This is a genomic window from Companilactobacillus versmoldensis DSM 14857 = KCTC 3814 (assembly GCF_001434295.1).
GTDB classification, from domain to species: Bacteria; Bacillota; Bacilli; order Lactobacillales; family Lactobacillaceae; genus Companilactobacillus; species Companilactobacillus versmoldensis.
On sequence record NZ_AZFA01000009.1, the window covers coordinates 79,134 to 95,344 of the forward strand.

The window sequence follows — 16,211 nt, forward strand, 5'->3', positions numbered from 1 at the left end:
GGTGTCGGTTTTGAAAAAAATATTGATCGCCAATCGAGGCGAGATAGCTGTCAGGATCATCCGCGCCTGCAAATTACAAGACATCACTAGCGTAGCGGTCTATTCAACCGCTGATAAACAAGCGATGCACGTCGCCATGGCTGACGAATCTGTTTGCATCGGCGGACCAAATCCAGAAGATAGCTACTTGAACCAACAAGCATTGATCGCCGCAGCACAAATAACCCACGCGGATGCCATCCACCCAGGATATGGATTTCTCTCTGAAAATGCTGATTTTGCCAAGCTTTGCGAAGAGCAGAACATCAAGTTTATCGGACCCAGCTCACACGTGATCTCGATCATGGGTGAAAAAGCGGCGGCCCGTGAAACGATGATCAAAGCGGGTGTACCCGTTATTCCGGGAACGGAAACTGATTTCTTAGACGAAGCGGATGCTAAAAAAGCCGCCTTAGAAATCGGCTATCCGGTGATGTTGAAAGCCTCTGCTGGTGGTGGAGGCAAAGGTATGCGGGTCATCGAGTCGGAAAAAGAATTTGATACCCAATTTGAGCTTGCTCAAGCTGAGGCGAAAGCAGCCTTTGGTGACGGACATATGTATTTAGAAAAATTTTTGGCTCATCCACGACATATTGAAGTTCAGGTGGCGGCTGATCAATTTGGTAATGCGATTGCTATTGGTGAACGTGATTGCAGTTTGCAGCAACGCCATCAAAAAGTTATCGAAGAAGCCCCAGCCAGTACGTTAGATGAACAGACTCGGCAAGAAATGTACGACGTTTCAGTCAAAGCCGCTGAAGATATTAATTATGAAGGCTTAGGTACGATGGAATTTCTCTTTGATGGACCGGGCAAATTTTACTTTATGGAAATGAACACCAGAGTCCAAGTCGAGCATCCGATCACTGAATTGACCGCTGATGTTGATCTAGTGGACCTGCAGATCAAGATTGCTCAAGGAGAACCGATTCCCTTTGCTGAGATCGACCGGCACAATTTTGCTTTAGAATGTCGGATCAATGCTAAGACCGCTGGTAAGATCGATGCTTTGCATCTGCCAGCGGGCCACGGGATCAGGACTGATAGTGCACTATATCAAGGCTATTTTGTCCCCGCTAATTATGATTCGATGATCGCCAAGGTCATTTCTTATGGAAGTGATCGCGAAACGGCCATCAAACAAATGGAAGCTGCCTTAGATAAGACTGTCATCGGCGGTATTAAAACTAACTTAGATTTTTTGATCCAAGTGATCCAAGAACCAGATTATCGAATAAATCATACCGATATTGGTTGGTTAGATAAGCTCGCCAATTAGATACGGAGGCATTGAATATGTTAAAAGATTTAACGACACTGACACCTTTAGAGTTAAGACATTTAATTAGACAAAATGAATACAGTGGCAACACTAGTGGTTTGGCGGCTGGTTTTACGCAAGCTAACTTAGTGGTCTTGCCTAAAGATTTAGCATATGACTTTTTGCTTTTCACTCAACGAAATCCCAAACCTTGTCCAGTCTTGGAAGTGAGCGATGTTGGGAGCAAAAAGCTGACGGAAATGGCGACTGACGTGGATATCGCACGTGATTTTCCGAAGTATCGGATTTATGAACATGGTGACATGGTCAAAGAAGTTAACGACGTGACTGATTTCTGGCGTGACGACTTGGTCAGTTTTTTGATTGGCTGTAGCTTTTCGTTCGAAGAGGAATTACTGCAAGCTGGCATCGAGGTCAGAAATATTTCTGAGTGCGTCAACGTGCCGATGTATGACACGAATATCCCTTTGAAATCGGCTGGCAGGTTCCACGGCAATATGGTCGTTAGTATGCGTCCGATTCCTGAAGAACAGGTGGTCACGGCAGTTCGAGTGACTAATGCGATGCCGAAAGTTCACGGAGCTCCGATCCAGATCGGTGACCCTGAACAGATCGGTATTAATGATATCGACCATCCTGATTATGGCGATGCGGTTACGATCAAACCAGGCGAAGTGCCAGTCTTTTGGCCCTGCGGAGTGACGCCACAGAACGTTATCATGCAGACCAAACCTGATTTTGTGATCACGCATGCGCCTGGTCATATGTTAGTGACAGACGTCAAAAATACCACACTTAAATATATGTAAGTTAAATAGGGGGATAATATGACAAAAATTGATATGAATAGTGACTTAGGTGAAAGCTTTGGTAGATACAGTTTGGGAAAAGATTCCGAGATTATTCCTTTAGTAAGTTCAGTCAATATTGCTTGCGGATATCACGCTGGCGATCCGGATGTGATGGCTCAGACTGTCAAACTAGCTGAAGAAGCTGGCGTAGGAGTCGGTGCCCATCCAGGTTTTCCTGATCTGCAAGGATTTGGTCGCCGTCAGATGGCTATGAAGCCTGACGAAGTTCAACACATGGTCACTTATCAAGTGGGAGCATTATTAGCTTTCACCAGTGATAAAAAATTGCAACACGTTAAGCCACATGGGGCTTTGTACAATATGGCCGCAAAGGATCACAATTTAGCCGTTGCCATTTGTAAAGGAATCGCACAAGTCGATGAAAACATTCCTATCTATGGCTTGGCCAATAGCGAGTTGATCAGTGCTGCCAAAGAAGTTGGTATCCCATACGCACAAGAGGCCTTCGGAGATCGGAACTATAACGCTGACGGGACTTTAGTCAGTCGTAGTTTACCTGATGCCGTCATCAAGGAACCTAAAAAAGTTGCCGAGCGAGTCCAAAAGATGATTGAGAATCAAGAGATCATCGGCTTAGACGGGACAAAGATCCCCTTAAAACCCGATACAATCTGTGTCCATGGCGACAATCGTGCCGCACTCGATATCGTTGAGGAATTAAGAAAGACCCTCACCGCCGCAAATATCGAAATCACACCCTTTAAAAATTAAGAATAGGTCGACTTGCTGATGAAAAAAGAAACAGAATTCGTAGATAAAAAATGACCAAAAAACGTTCATCGCGCAGCATAGCCATGGGAGCAGCCTTTCTAATGGCCATGGCCGCCGTTGGACCAGGATTTTTAACACAGACAGCCACCTTCACCGGTCAAATGGGCGCAAACTTTGGATTCGCCATCCTGCTGTGCATCATCGTCGACCTCGTCGTCCAGCTAAACGTCTGGAGGATCATCGTCGTCAGTGGAAAACGAGCTCAGGTGATAGCTAATGAGGTCCTGCCTGGTTTGGGATATGTACTATCTTTCTTAGTTGCCGCTGGTGGTTTATTGTTCAACATCGGTAATATCGGCGGAGCGGGACTCGGTCTGAATGTTTTGTTCGGCATCTCGCCCGAAAATGGTGCCGTTATCGCTGCTTGTATTGCTATCGCAGTCTTTGTTGCCAAAAATGCAATGACGGTTATGGACCATACAGTTCAGGTTTTAGCCGTAGTCAAAATTGCTATTTTGATCTACATCATCTGTGTCATGTCGGTCCCTTATCAAGCAGCGGTAACCCATACGTTTATGCCAACGAACATCGACTTTTATTCGATCGTTACTATCGTCGGTGGTACCGTTGGTGGCTACATTTCCTTTTCCGGAGGCCATCGACTGATCGAAGGTGGAATGAAAGGCGAAAAAGAATTGAAGTACGTTAATCAAGGAGCTTTGACCGGTATCGGTGTTGCTTCCTTGATTCGGGTCTTACTATTCTTAGCCGGACTTGCCGTCGTTACGATGGGCTACAAATTAGATCCATCTAACCCCGCAGCCTCGATCTTCAAATACGCTGCCGGAAACTTCGGTTATAAGTTCTTCGGTATCTTATTATTTGCTGCCGGAATGACATCGACGTTAGGTTCAACATTTACTTCGATCTCGTTTTTGAACTATACCGAAAATGCCCGCGCCCAAGAAAAAATAGCCAAATATAATCGGCTATTCGTTATGGGCTTCATCATTATTTCTGCCGCAATATTCTATTTTATCGGCCAACCAGCTAAGATCTTAGTCGTCGTTGGTGCTATCAACGGCTTCATCTTGCCAATATCATTGGCCATCTTGTTGATTGCTACCATGAAAAAGAAGATCACCGGAAGTTATCATCATCCATTATTACTATCGATCACCGGATGGATCGTCGTACTATTCATGGCTTACGCCAGTGTAGAAGCAGTCATCAAATTGTTTTAATCAAAATAAATCTTCGAAACTTCGCCACTGTTGATCACGTGGCGATTTTTTTTGTCGTCAAAAACGACCAATGAACCATCTGGCAAAATATCGTCAGCGATACCAACGATTTCTTGCTTGCCATTGATAACTTGAATTTTTTTACCCAGGGTATCGCAGAATTGACGATAGTCGTTCAAAAAGCTGTTGGTCCGAAAATCTAATTGGAAAAATTGTTCCAGCAGTAAAGCAATGATTTGATTGCGGTCAACTTCTGATTCTTCGGTAATACTTTTGGCAATATTTTGAAGTTCACTTGGAAATATCGAAGTATTGATGTTCAAACCGACGCCGATGACGATTTTAGTGATTTTTCCTGCCGAGTCGCTGATCGATTCAGCCAGGATACCACCGCATTTATGATCGTTGAGCAAAATATCGTTGATCCACTTCAACTTGATATTTTGATTGTTGGTGAACTGTTGTAAAGCTTTAACGACCGCTACGCCAGTACCTAAAGTCCATAATCCAGGGATGATTTTTTGCTCGATCGGTAAGACTAAGGTCAAATAGATCCCGGAGCCAGCTGGCGAATAGAAGTCTCTTTTAAAACGTCCATAGCCGTTGGTTTGCTGATTAGCGACTAAGACAGTCGGTCTTTGGTCGCTAAATTCAGCTTGATGATTTTTGGCAAATGTATTAGTTGAATCGATTGATTCAAAATACCTCAGCTCAAGTTGTTCTGCTTTCGGGTAAAACTGGATGATTTTTTCAATGTCGATTGGATTGTTGGTCATATTTTCTCCTTTAGAAATCAAGAATAGCATTAGGGGACAAAAATACCATCGAATTGAACAAATTCGATGGTATTTGAGTTGATTTTAATTTTTATTGTTTAAAGTGATTAACGTGTGAAGGAGTTACCTTGATCGTTATGCATACTATCGATGTCATCAAAGGTAAAGGTAGCACTCCAGCCACCAGTTGAACCGTCGTCATTGTTGAAGTTGACCTTGATATGATCGCCACTGTGAGAAGTTACGTGCCATTCACCTTCTTGGTCATCGTCACCATTACCAGTATAAGTACCATCACTATCAAAATAGAAATCGTTATCTTGGTCATCGGTCCAATCACCAATTAGATCGTCACGTGTAATGTCATCGACAGAAGAATCGGAACTATCAGAAGCATCATCATCACTGTCGTAATCATCATCTGAATCTGAATCTGTATCCGTGTCAGTATCGGAATCAGCTGCATCGTCGTTGTCAGCGCTATTTAAATCGACATCATCGTCAGAGTCATCGTCGTCATCGGAATCAGTATCTTCCTCAAGATGGATCCGTTTGTACTCAGGTTCGCCAGTTAGCGGGACAGTGACTTTCTTAGAAGAAGTATCACTGTCGTCGTCAACGGTTATCTTGTATTGGCCAGGCAGCTTATTCTTGATGGCGATGTAACCGTCGCTAGTTTTTGAAGTAGATGCGGATTGGCCATCAACGAAGACGGTCGGATTATCGGCATTAGTATCGATGGTGATAGTTTGCGGCTTCAATTGAACCTTATATTTAGGGAAGATGCCCAAATATTTGCCAACTTCGATCAATTTGAAATTGTTGTCGGAAACGTTATTAGCAGCTTTGGCATCGCCGTTGTCGTTTTGAATGATCCGCTTGACCTGCGATTTGGCCGTACTGTCAGATTTGTACAATTTGTTCAGTGGCTTCAATTCACTCGCATTCAATTGGTTGCCATCTTTGTCGACCGCCACCTTGCTCATTTTACTGGTGTCACCACTGCTCATGTCGTTAGCCAAAGAACTAGCTTGGCTTGAACGACCGAAAAGCATCGAACCGCCAAAATAGCCACCGACCAAGATGACCAAAACGATCACGACCGGGATCAGCCAAACAAACTTATGCTTTTTCGGCTTTTGTGCAGGTGGCATTTGACCAGAGTGCAAATCACCATTTGCTTGGTTTTGTGGAAATCCGTTCGGTTGTTGATTTTGGATTGGTTGAGGTTGGGGCTGTTGTGGTGCTTGATTTTGAACAGGTTGAGCAGGAGCTTTTGGTTGTTGGTTAACTGGCTGCTTAGGTGTTTGTTGATCCCCATTAGTATTTGAATCGTTCATTGATTTGCGCATGTCGTGGCCACAGTTTGGGCAAAAAACATCTTTACCTTTGATTTGGAAACCACAATTTGGACAAAATCGTTTACCTTCTGGCATAATATATCCCCTTAATTATTTGATCTTTTGATTGATGACTTTTTTTAACGCTTGGGCGATCTTGTCATGTCCAAGTTGATTAGGATGAAGATTATCGTGACGTCCACCCCAAGTATTACGACTTTCTTGACTAGTTGAACCAGTGACTTGTGAGTCGTTTTGCCAAATATCAGCTAAATTGACCACTGGCAAATGACGACTTTTACCTTCATCAAGGATGACCTTGTCGAAACGCAAAGCATTATCAACGTAAGGACCATCTTTAGGTGACCAGCTAGTCATCAAAATAATTTTAGCATGAGTCTGCGATTGTAGCTGGTCAAGAATTTGTTTGATCGAACTGCGGTATTTTGGCAAAGCTTGCGGATTGTTGACGTCCGCGGCGTCGTTAGTACCGAATTCAACAGTCACGATGTCTGGATCTTGGTCGATGATAGCTTGGATTACCGGAAGACCGAAGTTAGTTGCTGTCTTACCGATCTGCGAAGCACCAGCTTCTTTGACTGTTTTACCAGTTTCTTTTTGCAACGTCCGTGCAAATTGACTCGTGAACCGATCGGTTTTAGTATCCGCCAAAAGGCCGACTGATAAGGAATCACCTAAGGGTGAATAGGTAAGAGTATTCTTTTTAGAATCCTTCAATTCCGAAACGATAGTTTTCTTTTGCGGATCAGATTTTTTATTAGTTTTAGTCTTGTGCTCGGTTTTATTGGCCCGTGGTTTCGATTTTGATTTAGACGATTGGGAATTACAACCGGAAATAATCAAAAGAACCCCTAAAAGAGTCAAAAAACAAGCCAGCGCTGGCTTTTGTTTTTCCCCATAACAACTCCCCAAGTAATTTAATAAAAATATCAATAATAGTATAACAAATATAAATATATTGTTTTCATTATGCTCCAAATTATTTTAAATAATATCAAAAGGTCACTTTTGGAAAAAATTCCTTCAAATAGTCAGGTAAACCGCTAGTTTGCTTGAATGGTAAAATTTTTAAAAGCAATTTTTTTAATCTTACTGAAATACTGATTAATAACAACTTAAAAAATTGATCACCGTCAAGGTAGACAAATGGCTAGCGTTCGCCATCCATCAGGCATGAAACCGGTGCAATTTTTTGAATAATTATCTTAATAATGTTAACATTATATAACTTAAATTTACGAGGTAACTATGACGAACAATTCTGAATTAGAACACTTAGATGAGAAAAAGATTGAACAAGACCATCTTGATGAAGTGATCGGGATAGTTAAACAGACCGAACAAAAGCTCCAAGAACATATCGATATAGCACAAGAAGATCTTGAAGTCATAAACGATGCCTTTGATGATATTCATGTCGGTATGGATGGAGACTCGATCTCATTCGATGCGGCCTTGTCGATCCACCAACAACAACAAATGTTAGATGAACGAAATAATAGTTGGCAGCAAAACCGTCAACGAATGGATGTCTTGAAACGATTAGAAAAGACTCCTTATTTTGCCCGTCTAGATTTCCAAGAAAAAGGCGAAACTAAACGCGAAACGATTTATATCGGGATGAGCTCTTTGACCGATGGCAATGATCACTTTTTGATTTACGATTGGCGAGCACCGATTTCTTCGATTTATTATGATGGAAACTTAGGCGAAGTCCACTACCAATCACCAGATGGCGACCAAGAAGTCGATCTCTTCTTGAAACGCCAGTTCTTGATCGAAAATGGTAAGATAACTTCCTATTTTGATACCCAAGAAACGATTGGTGACCAAATGTTGCTCGAAGTCCTCGATGAGAAGTCTTCGACCCACATGAAGGGCATCGTCAAAACAATTCAAAAAGAACAGAACAAGATCATCCGTAACACCAAGTCAAAACTGCTCTTCGTTCAAGGAGCCGCCGGTTCCGGAAAGACTTCAGCAATTTTGCAACGGATTGCTTATTTACTCTATCGTTATCGGGGCAATTTGACCTCTAGCCAAGTAGTCATGTTCTCGCCAAATATGCTGTTCAACGACTACATCAAAGACGTGCTCCCCGAGATGGGTGAGCAAAACATGGTCCAGATGACCTTCATTCAATACGTTGCCCGCCGTCTGCCACACTTACAAGTCGAAACGTTAGCCGAAAAATTCGAACACGACGACAATCAAAAACGTAAGCAATTTTCGAAATTCGTATCCGATAATGAATTTTTCAAGGTGTTGACCAACTATAGCGAGTTGTTGAATCAAAGTGGTATGAGTTTCCGTAATTTGAAATTCCAAGGTAAAGTCTTTATCTCTAAAGAAAAAATTGCTGAGATCTATTATAGCTTTGGTCCGCAATACAACTTAGGTAATCGTCTCGATGCTACGGTTGAACGTTTGACTAAGATGCTGCATCGCAAAATTGGTTCTGAGATGCGTTCCAAGTGGGTCGCCGAACGAGTAGAAAACTTGAGTCAAGAAGAACTACAAGCAATGTATCGGACTTCTGATCAAGAATTCAAAAATGGTGATCAGGAACAGAAATTCTTAGCACGTCAGATTGTGACTAAGATGATGCAAAAGGTTTATAACCAAATCGTTCACTTTAGATTCATCAATGTTTCAGCTAATTACTTGCACTTCTTGCAAGCAGTGCCTAAAATTGCTGATCTGAAAGTTTTTGATGTGACCGAAGAGCAATGGGATGACTATGTTCAAGAATTTATTGATGGAATGAATAACAAACGGATCTCGATCAACAACATTACTCCGTACTTGTACTTGTATGATTTGGTCACAGGTAAACATGGTGAGTTGGATATGAAATTCGTCTTTATTGATGAGATCCAGGACTACACACCGTTCCAGTTAGCCTACTTGAAGTATAATTTCCCACGTGCACGTTATACGATGTTGGGTGATTTGAATCAGTCCATCTTCACGAAGAAGAATAGTCAAACTCTGCTTTCCGAAGTTCAAAAGATGTTTAATGCGGACGAGACTAAGGTAGTTCAATTGACGCACTCGTATCGTTCGACTAAGCAGATCACTGACTACACTAAGTCGATTTTGACTAATGGTCAGACGATTGAACCGTTCAATCGTAATGGCGACTTGCCAAATGTACTGATGGCTGACAATAAATCGACTTCGATCAAACAAGTTATTAGCCAACTGCAAAAAAATGACCAAAAGAATTACACTTCGGCTATTATTACGAAGACTTTGGAAGAGGCTGAAGCTCTGCAAAAAGATTTGTTGCAGGAAAATGTTAAGGCTACTTTGATCAAATCGGAAAATCAGCGTTTGGCTGCCGGGACGATCGTTTTGCCTTCATATTTAGCTAAGGGTCTTGAATTCGATGCGGTCATCGTTTGGGATGCTTCCAAAGGTAAGTTCGACGAAGATGAACAACAATTGATCTATACGATCACTTCTCGGGCAATGCACCGTTTGACAGTGACGGCGATCGGTGAGTTATCGCACTTATTGCAACGTGTTCCCGAAAAATACTATACAGTTGAATAATCAATAAAAAAGCCAGTCCTTTGTGGACTGGCTTTTTTATTGAGAGAAAAATTTTGTCAGTCGCTAGCTTTTGTCGTATTATTAGTAGGCTTAATATTTGCGGATTTTATGCAAATACCATTAAAGTAAGACTAACTATGATTTGAAACGGAGTTGACTGAATGACACAGTCTGAATATTGGAATCGGATTGCCGAAAAGGCTCGACAAGAAAAGCGACCATTTTTCAGTTTGGCACCGATGGAAGCTGTGACTGGTTCAGTGTTTCGTCGCGTGGTAGCTAAGGCTGCTGCTCCTGATATTTTTTATACTGAATTTACTAATGCTTTGAGTATCACTCATCCGATCGCCAAAAAAACTACTAAGGGTCGGTTGTATATCGATCCTTTGGAAAATCCTAAACCGATCGTTCAATTATGGGGCAACTCACGAGAAGACTTTGCTAAAGCCGTTGTCGAAGTGAAAAAGCAAGGCTATGAAGCCATCGACTTGAACATGGGCTGTCCAGATATTGCAGTGATCAAAAACCACAGTGGGAGTGACTTGATCAGACACTTCGATACTGCTCAAGAGGTTATCGATGGGGCACGTGAGACTGATTTGCCGGTCACTATCAAGACTCGTCTTGGTTACAGTGAGATCGACGAATATAAGGAATGGATCCCATTCTTACTCAAACAGCAGGCACCAGTTTTGACGGTCCACATGCGGACTAGAGAAGAAATGAGTAAGGTCCCAGCTCACTATGAGTTGATCGACGACTTGGTCAAGATGCGTGATAAATATGCTCCTGACACTTTACTACAGATCAATGGCGACATTGCTGATTACAGTGCTGGTATCAAATTAGCTCAAGAACACCCCGGTGTTGATGGGATCATGATCGGACGTGGTATCTTTACCAATCCTTTTGCATTTGAAAAAGAGCCGAAGGAACATTCAACGACTGAATTATTGTCATTGTTGAAATACCAATTAGATCTCTATGACGAGTTCGTTGCTAAAGGTATTCCGGGACATTTTGCGCCGTTACAAAGGTTTTTCAAGATCTACGTTCGAGGGATGAAACATGCTGCTGAGATCAGAAACGACCTGATGTCGACTAAGACGACTGACGATGCTCGCAAGATCATTAATAAGATTGAAGAAAACGGTTATGAATGACCGAACCGATTATTTTTAATTAAGATATGGTAACAATTTTCTAGAATGTATTCTTATGAAAAAATTACATGTTAAACTTATGTAAAATCATTAAATGAAAATAAGTTGTTTCGTTTTTGGGGGCTAAGTTTTGAATGTATTAATTACTGGTGGTGCAGGTTATATTGGTTCAAATATTTACCTGTCTTTATTTAGAGAAGGGTTCAATCCCATTATCGTTGATAACTTTTCCACATCGGATACACGGCGTATCAAGGAATTGACCACATTAACTGGCCAAGAAGTGATATATTTCGAGGCCGATGTTCAAAATAGCGTGGCAATCGAAAAAATTTTGATTGATAATAAGATCGATGCAGTCATTGATGCGGCTGGTTACAAGGTAACAGCTGAGTCTGTGTCGAATCCTTTGAAATACTATCAAAATAATGTTGCTGGCATCATCAATCTATTGACGGCAATGCAAGCTGCTAAGGTCAAAAAGCTTGTTTTCAGCTCATCGGCGAGTGTTTATGGTGATCCTGAAGAGTTGCCAGTCGATGAAAAATCATCAACTGTTCCGGTCAGTCCTTATGGCATGACTAAGCTGCAAAGTGAGCAGATCATCTGTGACGTCGTTAAATCTGATCCAGAGTGGAGTGCAATTTCTTTGCGTTACTTCAATCCGATCGGTAAAGATGGCTCGGGCCTTTTGGATGATTTTAGTAGTGTGATGACGAACAATATTTATGATGCTATCAAGGAAGTTTTGTCTGGTGATCGTGATCACTTGGATATTTATGGCAGTGATTACGACACTATCGATGGCACGCCAGTTCGCGACTACATTCATATCACTGACTTAGCTCGTGGACATATTGCGGCTTTGAAACGCTTGGCCGATGCCAAAGATGGTTTTGAAGTCTTTAATCTTGGTTGTGGCAATGGTGTGACTGTTTTAGGCTTGAAAGATATTTTTGAAGAATTCAGTGGCCAAGATATTCCGGTCGCTTATCAAGGCCGTCGCGCAGGGGATGCTCCGGTCAGTTATGCCAATATCACCAAGGCGGAAGAAATCCTTCAGTGGCATCCGGTCCACAGTTTAGCTGGTGAAGAATTAGTTTAATCATGAAAAGAAAAGGGGCACAAATCCATTTTGGATTTGTGCCCTTATTGTTAACCAAGAACGGTTAAGACGACTCGATTCAAACGCTTTGATAAAGAAATCAATTTGTCGTAGGTCGGATCGATCGAAGCTTCCTTGATTTTAGTTTTGAGTTGTTTTTGTTCAAACGGAGTGAAGAAGGTCTTCAAGTCGTGATTACCATAAAGCGTCGATAAAACGGCAAAGGTATCAGCGGAGATTTTTTCCTCGTTGAGGATCTCATTGCGCATTTCTTTGACGAGATCTTTTTTAACTTGATAGTTAGGGATATAGTTGTTGGTTTTGCGGAACACGCCAGTAACGGCTTTCGTAACATCGACTTTATCCACTAAAGAATCACCGATCTCGTTATAGATCTGTTGGGTGATCCGTTCTTTGGTAGCCATGGCACGTAAGACGTGCGTGACACTTTTACCTTGGTTTTTGTTGATGATCTGGAAAAATTCATTTAGATAAGCTTTGTCTTTTGGCAATAGTTTGTTGATAATGACGCTGTTATCCGTCAGATCGATGACGTCATTTAAAGCTAAGTCAAAAAACGAGGCTTCAGCTAAAAAGGCACGACGACGGGTATTCTTAAAAATCCGGACGCTACCTTTTTCATTGCATGATAAAATAAAATACTTTTGTGGGATATTTAATTCCATGAGTGCTCCTTTTTAGTTGGAAACCGGAGTCTTGATCTTGATCAGAGACTCTTTGATCTTAGGTACCAACATTTCTTCCAATAAGTCATAACCTTTGCCAGTAAAATGCAATCCATCGGCTTGAAGCAGCTGATCGACGTGAGGTTGTGCGGCCATCTTGTGAAGTAAGTCCACATAGGAAACGTTAAATTCTTTGCTTAAATGCTCAGTTACCAATTCAAATTGTAATTGACGCGTCCACGGACGGTCGGGATTTTTTTGCCAATTAGTGTAGGGTGGGGAGAGCAAGATCGTCCTTTGATGACCAATCTCCTCCAGAATATAAGTTAAATTGGCGGAAAATTTTCCCGGTTTTATCTCATCCATAATGGAAATATCGTTTGCCCCTAAGCCAACGATACAAATATCAGGTTTCAATTTGACAACTTTTTTAGTTACGGTAAGAGCATTACTGGTCTTATAGCCAGGAACAGATAAATTGATCACTTTATCTGCGGGAAAGGCGTTTTTGATCCGGTTAGTTAGCACACTGCTAATCATTCCATCATGGTATCCGGCCATGATAGAATCACCAAATAATACTATTCTTTTCATTTGATATAAAATCCTCTATAAAAATGTTCTATACTATATTAGAATACCAGAAAAACGGTAAAAGTTAATTAACAATCAATAAGTAGGTCGAAAATATGCAAGATTTGTCCAATTATTATCAATTTTCCCGTGAACAATGGCAGAATTTTCATGGGGAACATCACAATCAAGCAATAACTGATGCTGAGTTGCGCAAGATCAAGTCACTTGATGATGAGATTTCCATCGAAGACGTCAAAGTCATTTATGCACCGATCCGTCATTTATTGCATGTTTATTTAAAAAACTTTCGCAAGTTGACCAAATTACGAAGTGAATTCATCGGCATGCCCAATCATAAAGTGCCGTTCATCATCGGCGTCTCTGGTTCAGTCGCCGTCGGCAAAAGCACCACCGCCCGCCTTTTGAAGATCATGCTGGAAAGAGCCTATCCACAGTACGTCGTCAGTCAAATGACGACCGATGGCTTTTTATATCCTAGCAAAGTCCTCAAAGAGAAAGGCCTAATGAAGAAAAAAGGGTTTCCGGAAACTTACGATATGCCGAAGTTGATCCAATTTCTTAGCGACGTGAAGACCCAGGCTGGTCCAGTCAGGTACCCTTTGTATTCGCATAATATTTACGATATCATTCCTGATAAATACGAAGAAGTCAATAATCCTGATATCTTGATCGTTGAGGGAATCAATGTTTTACAGCTACCTCAAAACACTAATATCTATGTCAGTGATTTCTTCGACTTCTCGCTTTTTATCGATGCTCATGCCAAGGATATTGAAACTTGGTTTTTAAATCGGTTCGAAAAGTTGCTTGAGATGGCAAAGACCGATGTTAATAGTTATTATTATCAGTTTACCCAAATGCCTGAGACTGACGCCATCCAAATGGCAAAAGACGTTTGGAATGAGATAAATTATCCTAATTTGCAGGAATTCATTGAACCCACTCGTTCTCGGGCCGATCTCATCTTGCACAAGTCTGGTCATCACGAGATCGATGAGGTATTTTTGCGGAAATATTAGAAAGTATAGGCTTTAGGGTTGTACTGAAAACGATATATCATATACAATATATAGAAATAAATTAGAAAAAGGGGATTGTGATTTGAGCAAACAGTGGCCAGATGCTGACGGCATCGTTGTTATCGACTACGGTAGTCAATATAATCAATTGATCACTCGTCGTATTCGTGACTTCGGAATCTATTCTGAACTCATGCCTAACACGATTACTGCAGCTGACATTAAAGAAATCAATCCTAAGGGTATTATTTTGTCTGGTGGACCTAACTCGGTCTATGACGAAGGTGCTTTTACAATTGATCAAGATATTTACAATTTAGGTATTCCTATTTTAGGGATCTGTTACGGTATGCAATTGATGGCTTATCACCTCGGTGGTGAAGTCGAATCTGCAGACAACCGTGAATATGGGAAAGCTGACATTGAAGTAACTGATGATTCAGCCGTTCTCTTCAAGGGATTACCTAAGAAGCAATACGTTTGGATGAGTCATGGTGACCTTGTTCGCAAGGCTCCAGAAGGATTCAAAGTTGTTGCAACTAGTAAGAATGCGCCAATTTCATCGATCGCAAATGATGACAAGAAGATGTATGGTGTTCAATTCCATACCGAAGTCCGTAATACTGAATACGGACTAGACATCTTGAAGAGATTTGCTTTCGACGTTTGTGGTGCCAAAGCTAACTGGTCAATGGATGATTTCATCGATCAACAAATCGAAAAAATCAGACAAACAGTTGGCGACAAGAAAGTTCTTTTGGGACTTTCTGGTGGTGTTGATTCATCTGTTGTAGGTGTTCTACTCCATAAAGCTATCGGAACGCAACTAACTAGCATCTTTGTTGACCACGGTTTGCTCCGTAAGGGTGAAGCTGACCAAGTTATGGACAGTTTGAAAGGCAAATTTGGTCTAAATATCATCAAAGTTGATGCTCAAAAACGTTTCTTAGATAAACTTGAAGGTGTAACTGACCCTGAAAAGAAACGTAAGATCATCGGTAACGAGTTCATCCAAGTCTTCAACGACGAGGCTCAAAAGCTCGACGGAATCGACTTCTTGGCTCAAGGAACACTTTACACTGACGTTATCGAAAGTGGTACAAGTACAGCTCAAACAATCAAATCTCACCACAATGTCGGTGGACTTCCAGAAGATATGAACTTCCAGTTGATCGAACCACTTCGGACATTGTTCAAGGACGAAACACGTGAATTAGGCGAAAAACTAGGCATGCCACATGACCTAGTTTGGAGACAACCATTCCCAGGCCCAGGCCTTGGAATCCGTGTCATCGGTGCTATCACTGAAGACAAACTTCAAATCGTCCGCGATTCAGATTTGATTTTAAGAGAAGAAATCAAAAACGCCGGCTTAGAAAAAGATATTTGGCAATACTTCACAGTCTTACCAGGTATCCGTTCAGTCGGAGTAATGGGTGATGGCAGAACCTACGACTATACAGTCGGAATCCGTGCCGTTACATCAATCGACGGAATGACTGCCGATTTCGCCAAGATTCCATGGGACGTCTTGCAAAAGATCTCCGTAAGAATCGTAAACGAAGTCGACCACGTCAATCGTATAGTGTACGATATTACAAGCAAGCCGCCATCAACTATTGAATGGGAATAAAAAAGTGATTATAGTAGAAATAAATCGTATAACTCACTTTTATGAAAAAACTAACTAATCTTGCGATATATCGTAAAATTTCAAAAAAAGGGAGTCACTTTGCATATTGTAAAGTGGCTCCCTTTTTTTGCGTATGTTTGCCAGAAATTTTGGCTCTAAGTCAAA

The 16,211-nt window shown here is 41.5% G+C and carries 14 protein-coding genes; 9 read left to right on the top strand and 5 right to left on the bottom strand.

Going from position 1 to position 16,211, the window contains the following annotated elements:
* Positions 1-10 precede the first annotated feature (10 nt).
* Genes FC27_RS06295 through FC27_RS06310 form a run of 4 tightly spaced genes read left to right on the top strand, consistent with a single transcriptional unit; the run spans position 11 to position 4,148 of the window.
* Entirely contained in the window at positions 11-1,318 is a 1,308-nt protein-coding gene (locus tag FC27_RS06295; RefSeq protein WP_010624658.1) for an acetyl-CoA carboxylase biotin carboxylase subunit, read from the top strand.
* A gap of 17 nt (positions 1,319-1,335) precedes the next feature.
* Entirely contained in the window at positions 1,336-2,130 is a 795-nt protein-coding gene (locus FC27_RS06300; protein ID WP_010624657.1) for a putative hydro-lyase, read from the top strand.
* 18 nt (positions 2,131-2,148) lie between these two features.
* Positions 2,149-2,904, top strand: a complete 756-nt coding sequence (locus FC27_RS06305) for a LamB/YcsF family protein (protein WP_010624656.1) — start codon at positions 2,149-2,151, stop codon at positions 2,902-2,904.
* A 50-nt stretch (positions 2,905-2,954) separates the two neighbouring features.
* A complete protein-coding gene (locus FC27_RS06310; protein ID WP_029508187.1) occupies positions 2,955-4,148 on the top strand; it encodes an NRAMP family divalent metal transporter in 1,194 nt (397 codons plus the stop codon).
* Here FC27_RS06310 and FC27_RS06315 read toward each other — a convergent pair.
* From FC27_RS06315 to FC27_RS06325, 3 genes are all read right to left on the bottom strand, one after another.
* A complete protein-coding gene (locus FC27_RS06315; RefSeq protein WP_010624654.1) occupies positions 4,145-4,924 on the bottom strand; it encodes a biotin--[acetyl-CoA-carboxylase] ligase in 780 nt (259 codons plus the stop codon). The two genes, FC27_RS06310 and FC27_RS06315, sit on opposite strands and share 4 nt — an antisense overlap.
* A gap of 107 nt (positions 4,925-5,031) precedes the next feature.
* The gene (locus FC27_RS06320; RefSeq protein WP_010624653.1) at positions 5,032-6,360 is read right to left on the bottom strand and encodes a zinc-ribbon domain-containing protein; all 1,329 of its coding nucleotides are present in this window, start codon (positions 6,358-6,360) and stop codon (positions 5,032-5,034) included.
* Positions 6,361-6,375: 15 nt separating this feature from the next.
* On the bottom strand, positions 6,376-7,128 hold the full coding sequence (locus FC27_RS06325) for an SGNH/GDSL hydrolase family protein (RefSeq protein ID WP_010624652.1): 753 nt from the start codon (positions 7,126-7,128) through the stop codon (positions 6,376-6,378).
* Positions 7,129-7,533: 405 nt separating this feature from the next.
* Between FC27_RS06325 and helD the strand changes: the two genes are divergently transcribed.
* The 3 genes from helD to galE all read left to right on the top strand — a co-directional run bounded on the left by helD (position 7,534) and on the right by galE (position 12,111).
* Positions 7,534-9,843: an RNA polymerase recycling motor HelD gene (helD, locus tag FC27_RS06330; RefSeq protein WP_056938084.1), complete on the top strand. Its 2,310-nt coding sequence runs from the start codon at positions 7,534-7,536 to the stop codon at positions 9,841-9,843.
* A gap of 161 nt (positions 9,844-10,004) precedes the next feature.
* Positions 10,005-11,006: a tRNA dihydrouridine synthase gene (locus FC27_RS06335; RefSeq protein WP_010624650.1), complete on the top strand. Its 1,002-nt coding sequence runs from the start codon at positions 10,005-10,007 to the stop codon at positions 11,004-11,006.
* A gap of 130 nt (positions 11,007-11,136) precedes the next feature.
* Positions 11,137-12,111 carry a UDP-glucose 4-epimerase GalE gene (galE, locus tag FC27_RS06340; RefSeq protein WP_010624649.1) on the top strand — a complete coding sequence of 325 codons (975 nt, stop codon included), beginning with the start codon at positions 11,137-11,139 and terminating at the stop codon, positions 12,109-12,111.
* Positions 12,112-12,161: 50 nt separating this feature from the next.
* Here the strand turns inward: galE and FC27_RS06345 are convergent, their stop codons facing one another.
* Positions 12,162-12,797 carry a GPP34 family phosphoprotein gene (locus FC27_RS06345; RefSeq protein WP_010624648.1) on the bottom strand — a complete coding sequence of 212 codons (636 nt, stop codon included), beginning with the start codon at positions 12,795-12,797 and terminating at the stop codon, positions 12,162-12,164.
* Between the two features lie 12 nt (positions 12,798-12,809).
* A complete protein-coding gene (locus tag FC27_RS06350; protein ID WP_076613332.1) occupies positions 12,810-13,391 on the bottom strand; it encodes an SGNH/GDSL hydrolase family protein in 582 nt (193 codons plus the stop codon).
* Between the two features lie 95 nt (positions 13,392-13,486).
* Between FC27_RS06350 and coaA the strand changes: the two genes are divergently transcribed.
* Both coaA and guaA read left to right on the top strand, forming a co-directional pair.
* On the top strand, positions 13,487-14,413 hold the full coding sequence (gene coaA, locus FC27_RS06355) for a type I pantothenate kinase (RefSeq protein ID WP_010624646.1): 927 nt from the start codon (positions 13,487-13,489) through the stop codon (positions 14,411-14,413).
* Between the two features lie 82 nt (positions 14,414-14,495).
* The gene (gene guaA, locus FC27_RS06360) at positions 14,496-16,046 is read left to right on the top strand and encodes a glutamine-hydrolyzing GMP synthase (protein WP_010624645.1); all 1,551 of its coding nucleotides are present in this window, start codon (positions 14,496-14,498) and stop codon (positions 16,044-16,046) included.
* The last annotated feature ends 165 nt before the right edge of the window (positions 16,047-16,211 follow it).

Coding starts and splice junctions, on each gene's coding strand:
- FC27_RS06300 (WP_010624657.1), top strand. CDS start 1,336: ATGTTAAAAGATTTAACGACACTGACACCTTTAGAGTTAAGACATTTA.
- FC27_RS06305 (WP_010624656.1), top strand. CDS start 2,149: ATGACAAAAATTGATATGAATAGTGACTTAGGTGAAAGCTTTGGTAGA.
- FC27_RS06310 (WP_029508187.1), top strand. CDS start 2,955: ATGACCAAAAAACGTTCATCGCGCAGCATAGCCATGGGAGCAGCCTTT.
- FC27_RS06315 (WP_010624654.1), bottom strand. CDS start 4,924: ATGACCAACAATCCAATCGACATTGAAAAAATCATCCAGTTTTACCCG.
- FC27_RS06320 (WP_010624653.1), bottom strand. CDS start 6,360: ATGCCAGAAGGTAAACGATTTTGTCCAAATTGTGGTTTCCAAATCAAA.
- helD (WP_056938084.1), top strand. CDS start 7,534: ATGACGAACAATTCTGAATTAGAACACTTAGATGAGAAAAAGATTGAA.
- FC27_RS06335 (WP_010624650.1), top strand. CDS start 10,005: ATGACACAGTCTGAATATTGGAATCGGATTGCCGAAAAGGCTCGACAA.
- FC27_RS06345 (WP_010624648.1), bottom strand. CDS start 12,797: ATGGAATTAAATATCCCACAAAAGTATTTTATTTTATCATGCAATGAA.
- FC27_RS06350 (WP_076613332.1), bottom strand. CDS start 13,391: ATGAAAAGAATAGTATTATTTGGTGATTCTATCATGGCCGGATACCAT.
- coaA (WP_010624646.1), top strand. CDS start 13,487: ATGCAAGATTTGTCCAATTATTATCAATTTTCCCGTGAACAATGGCAG.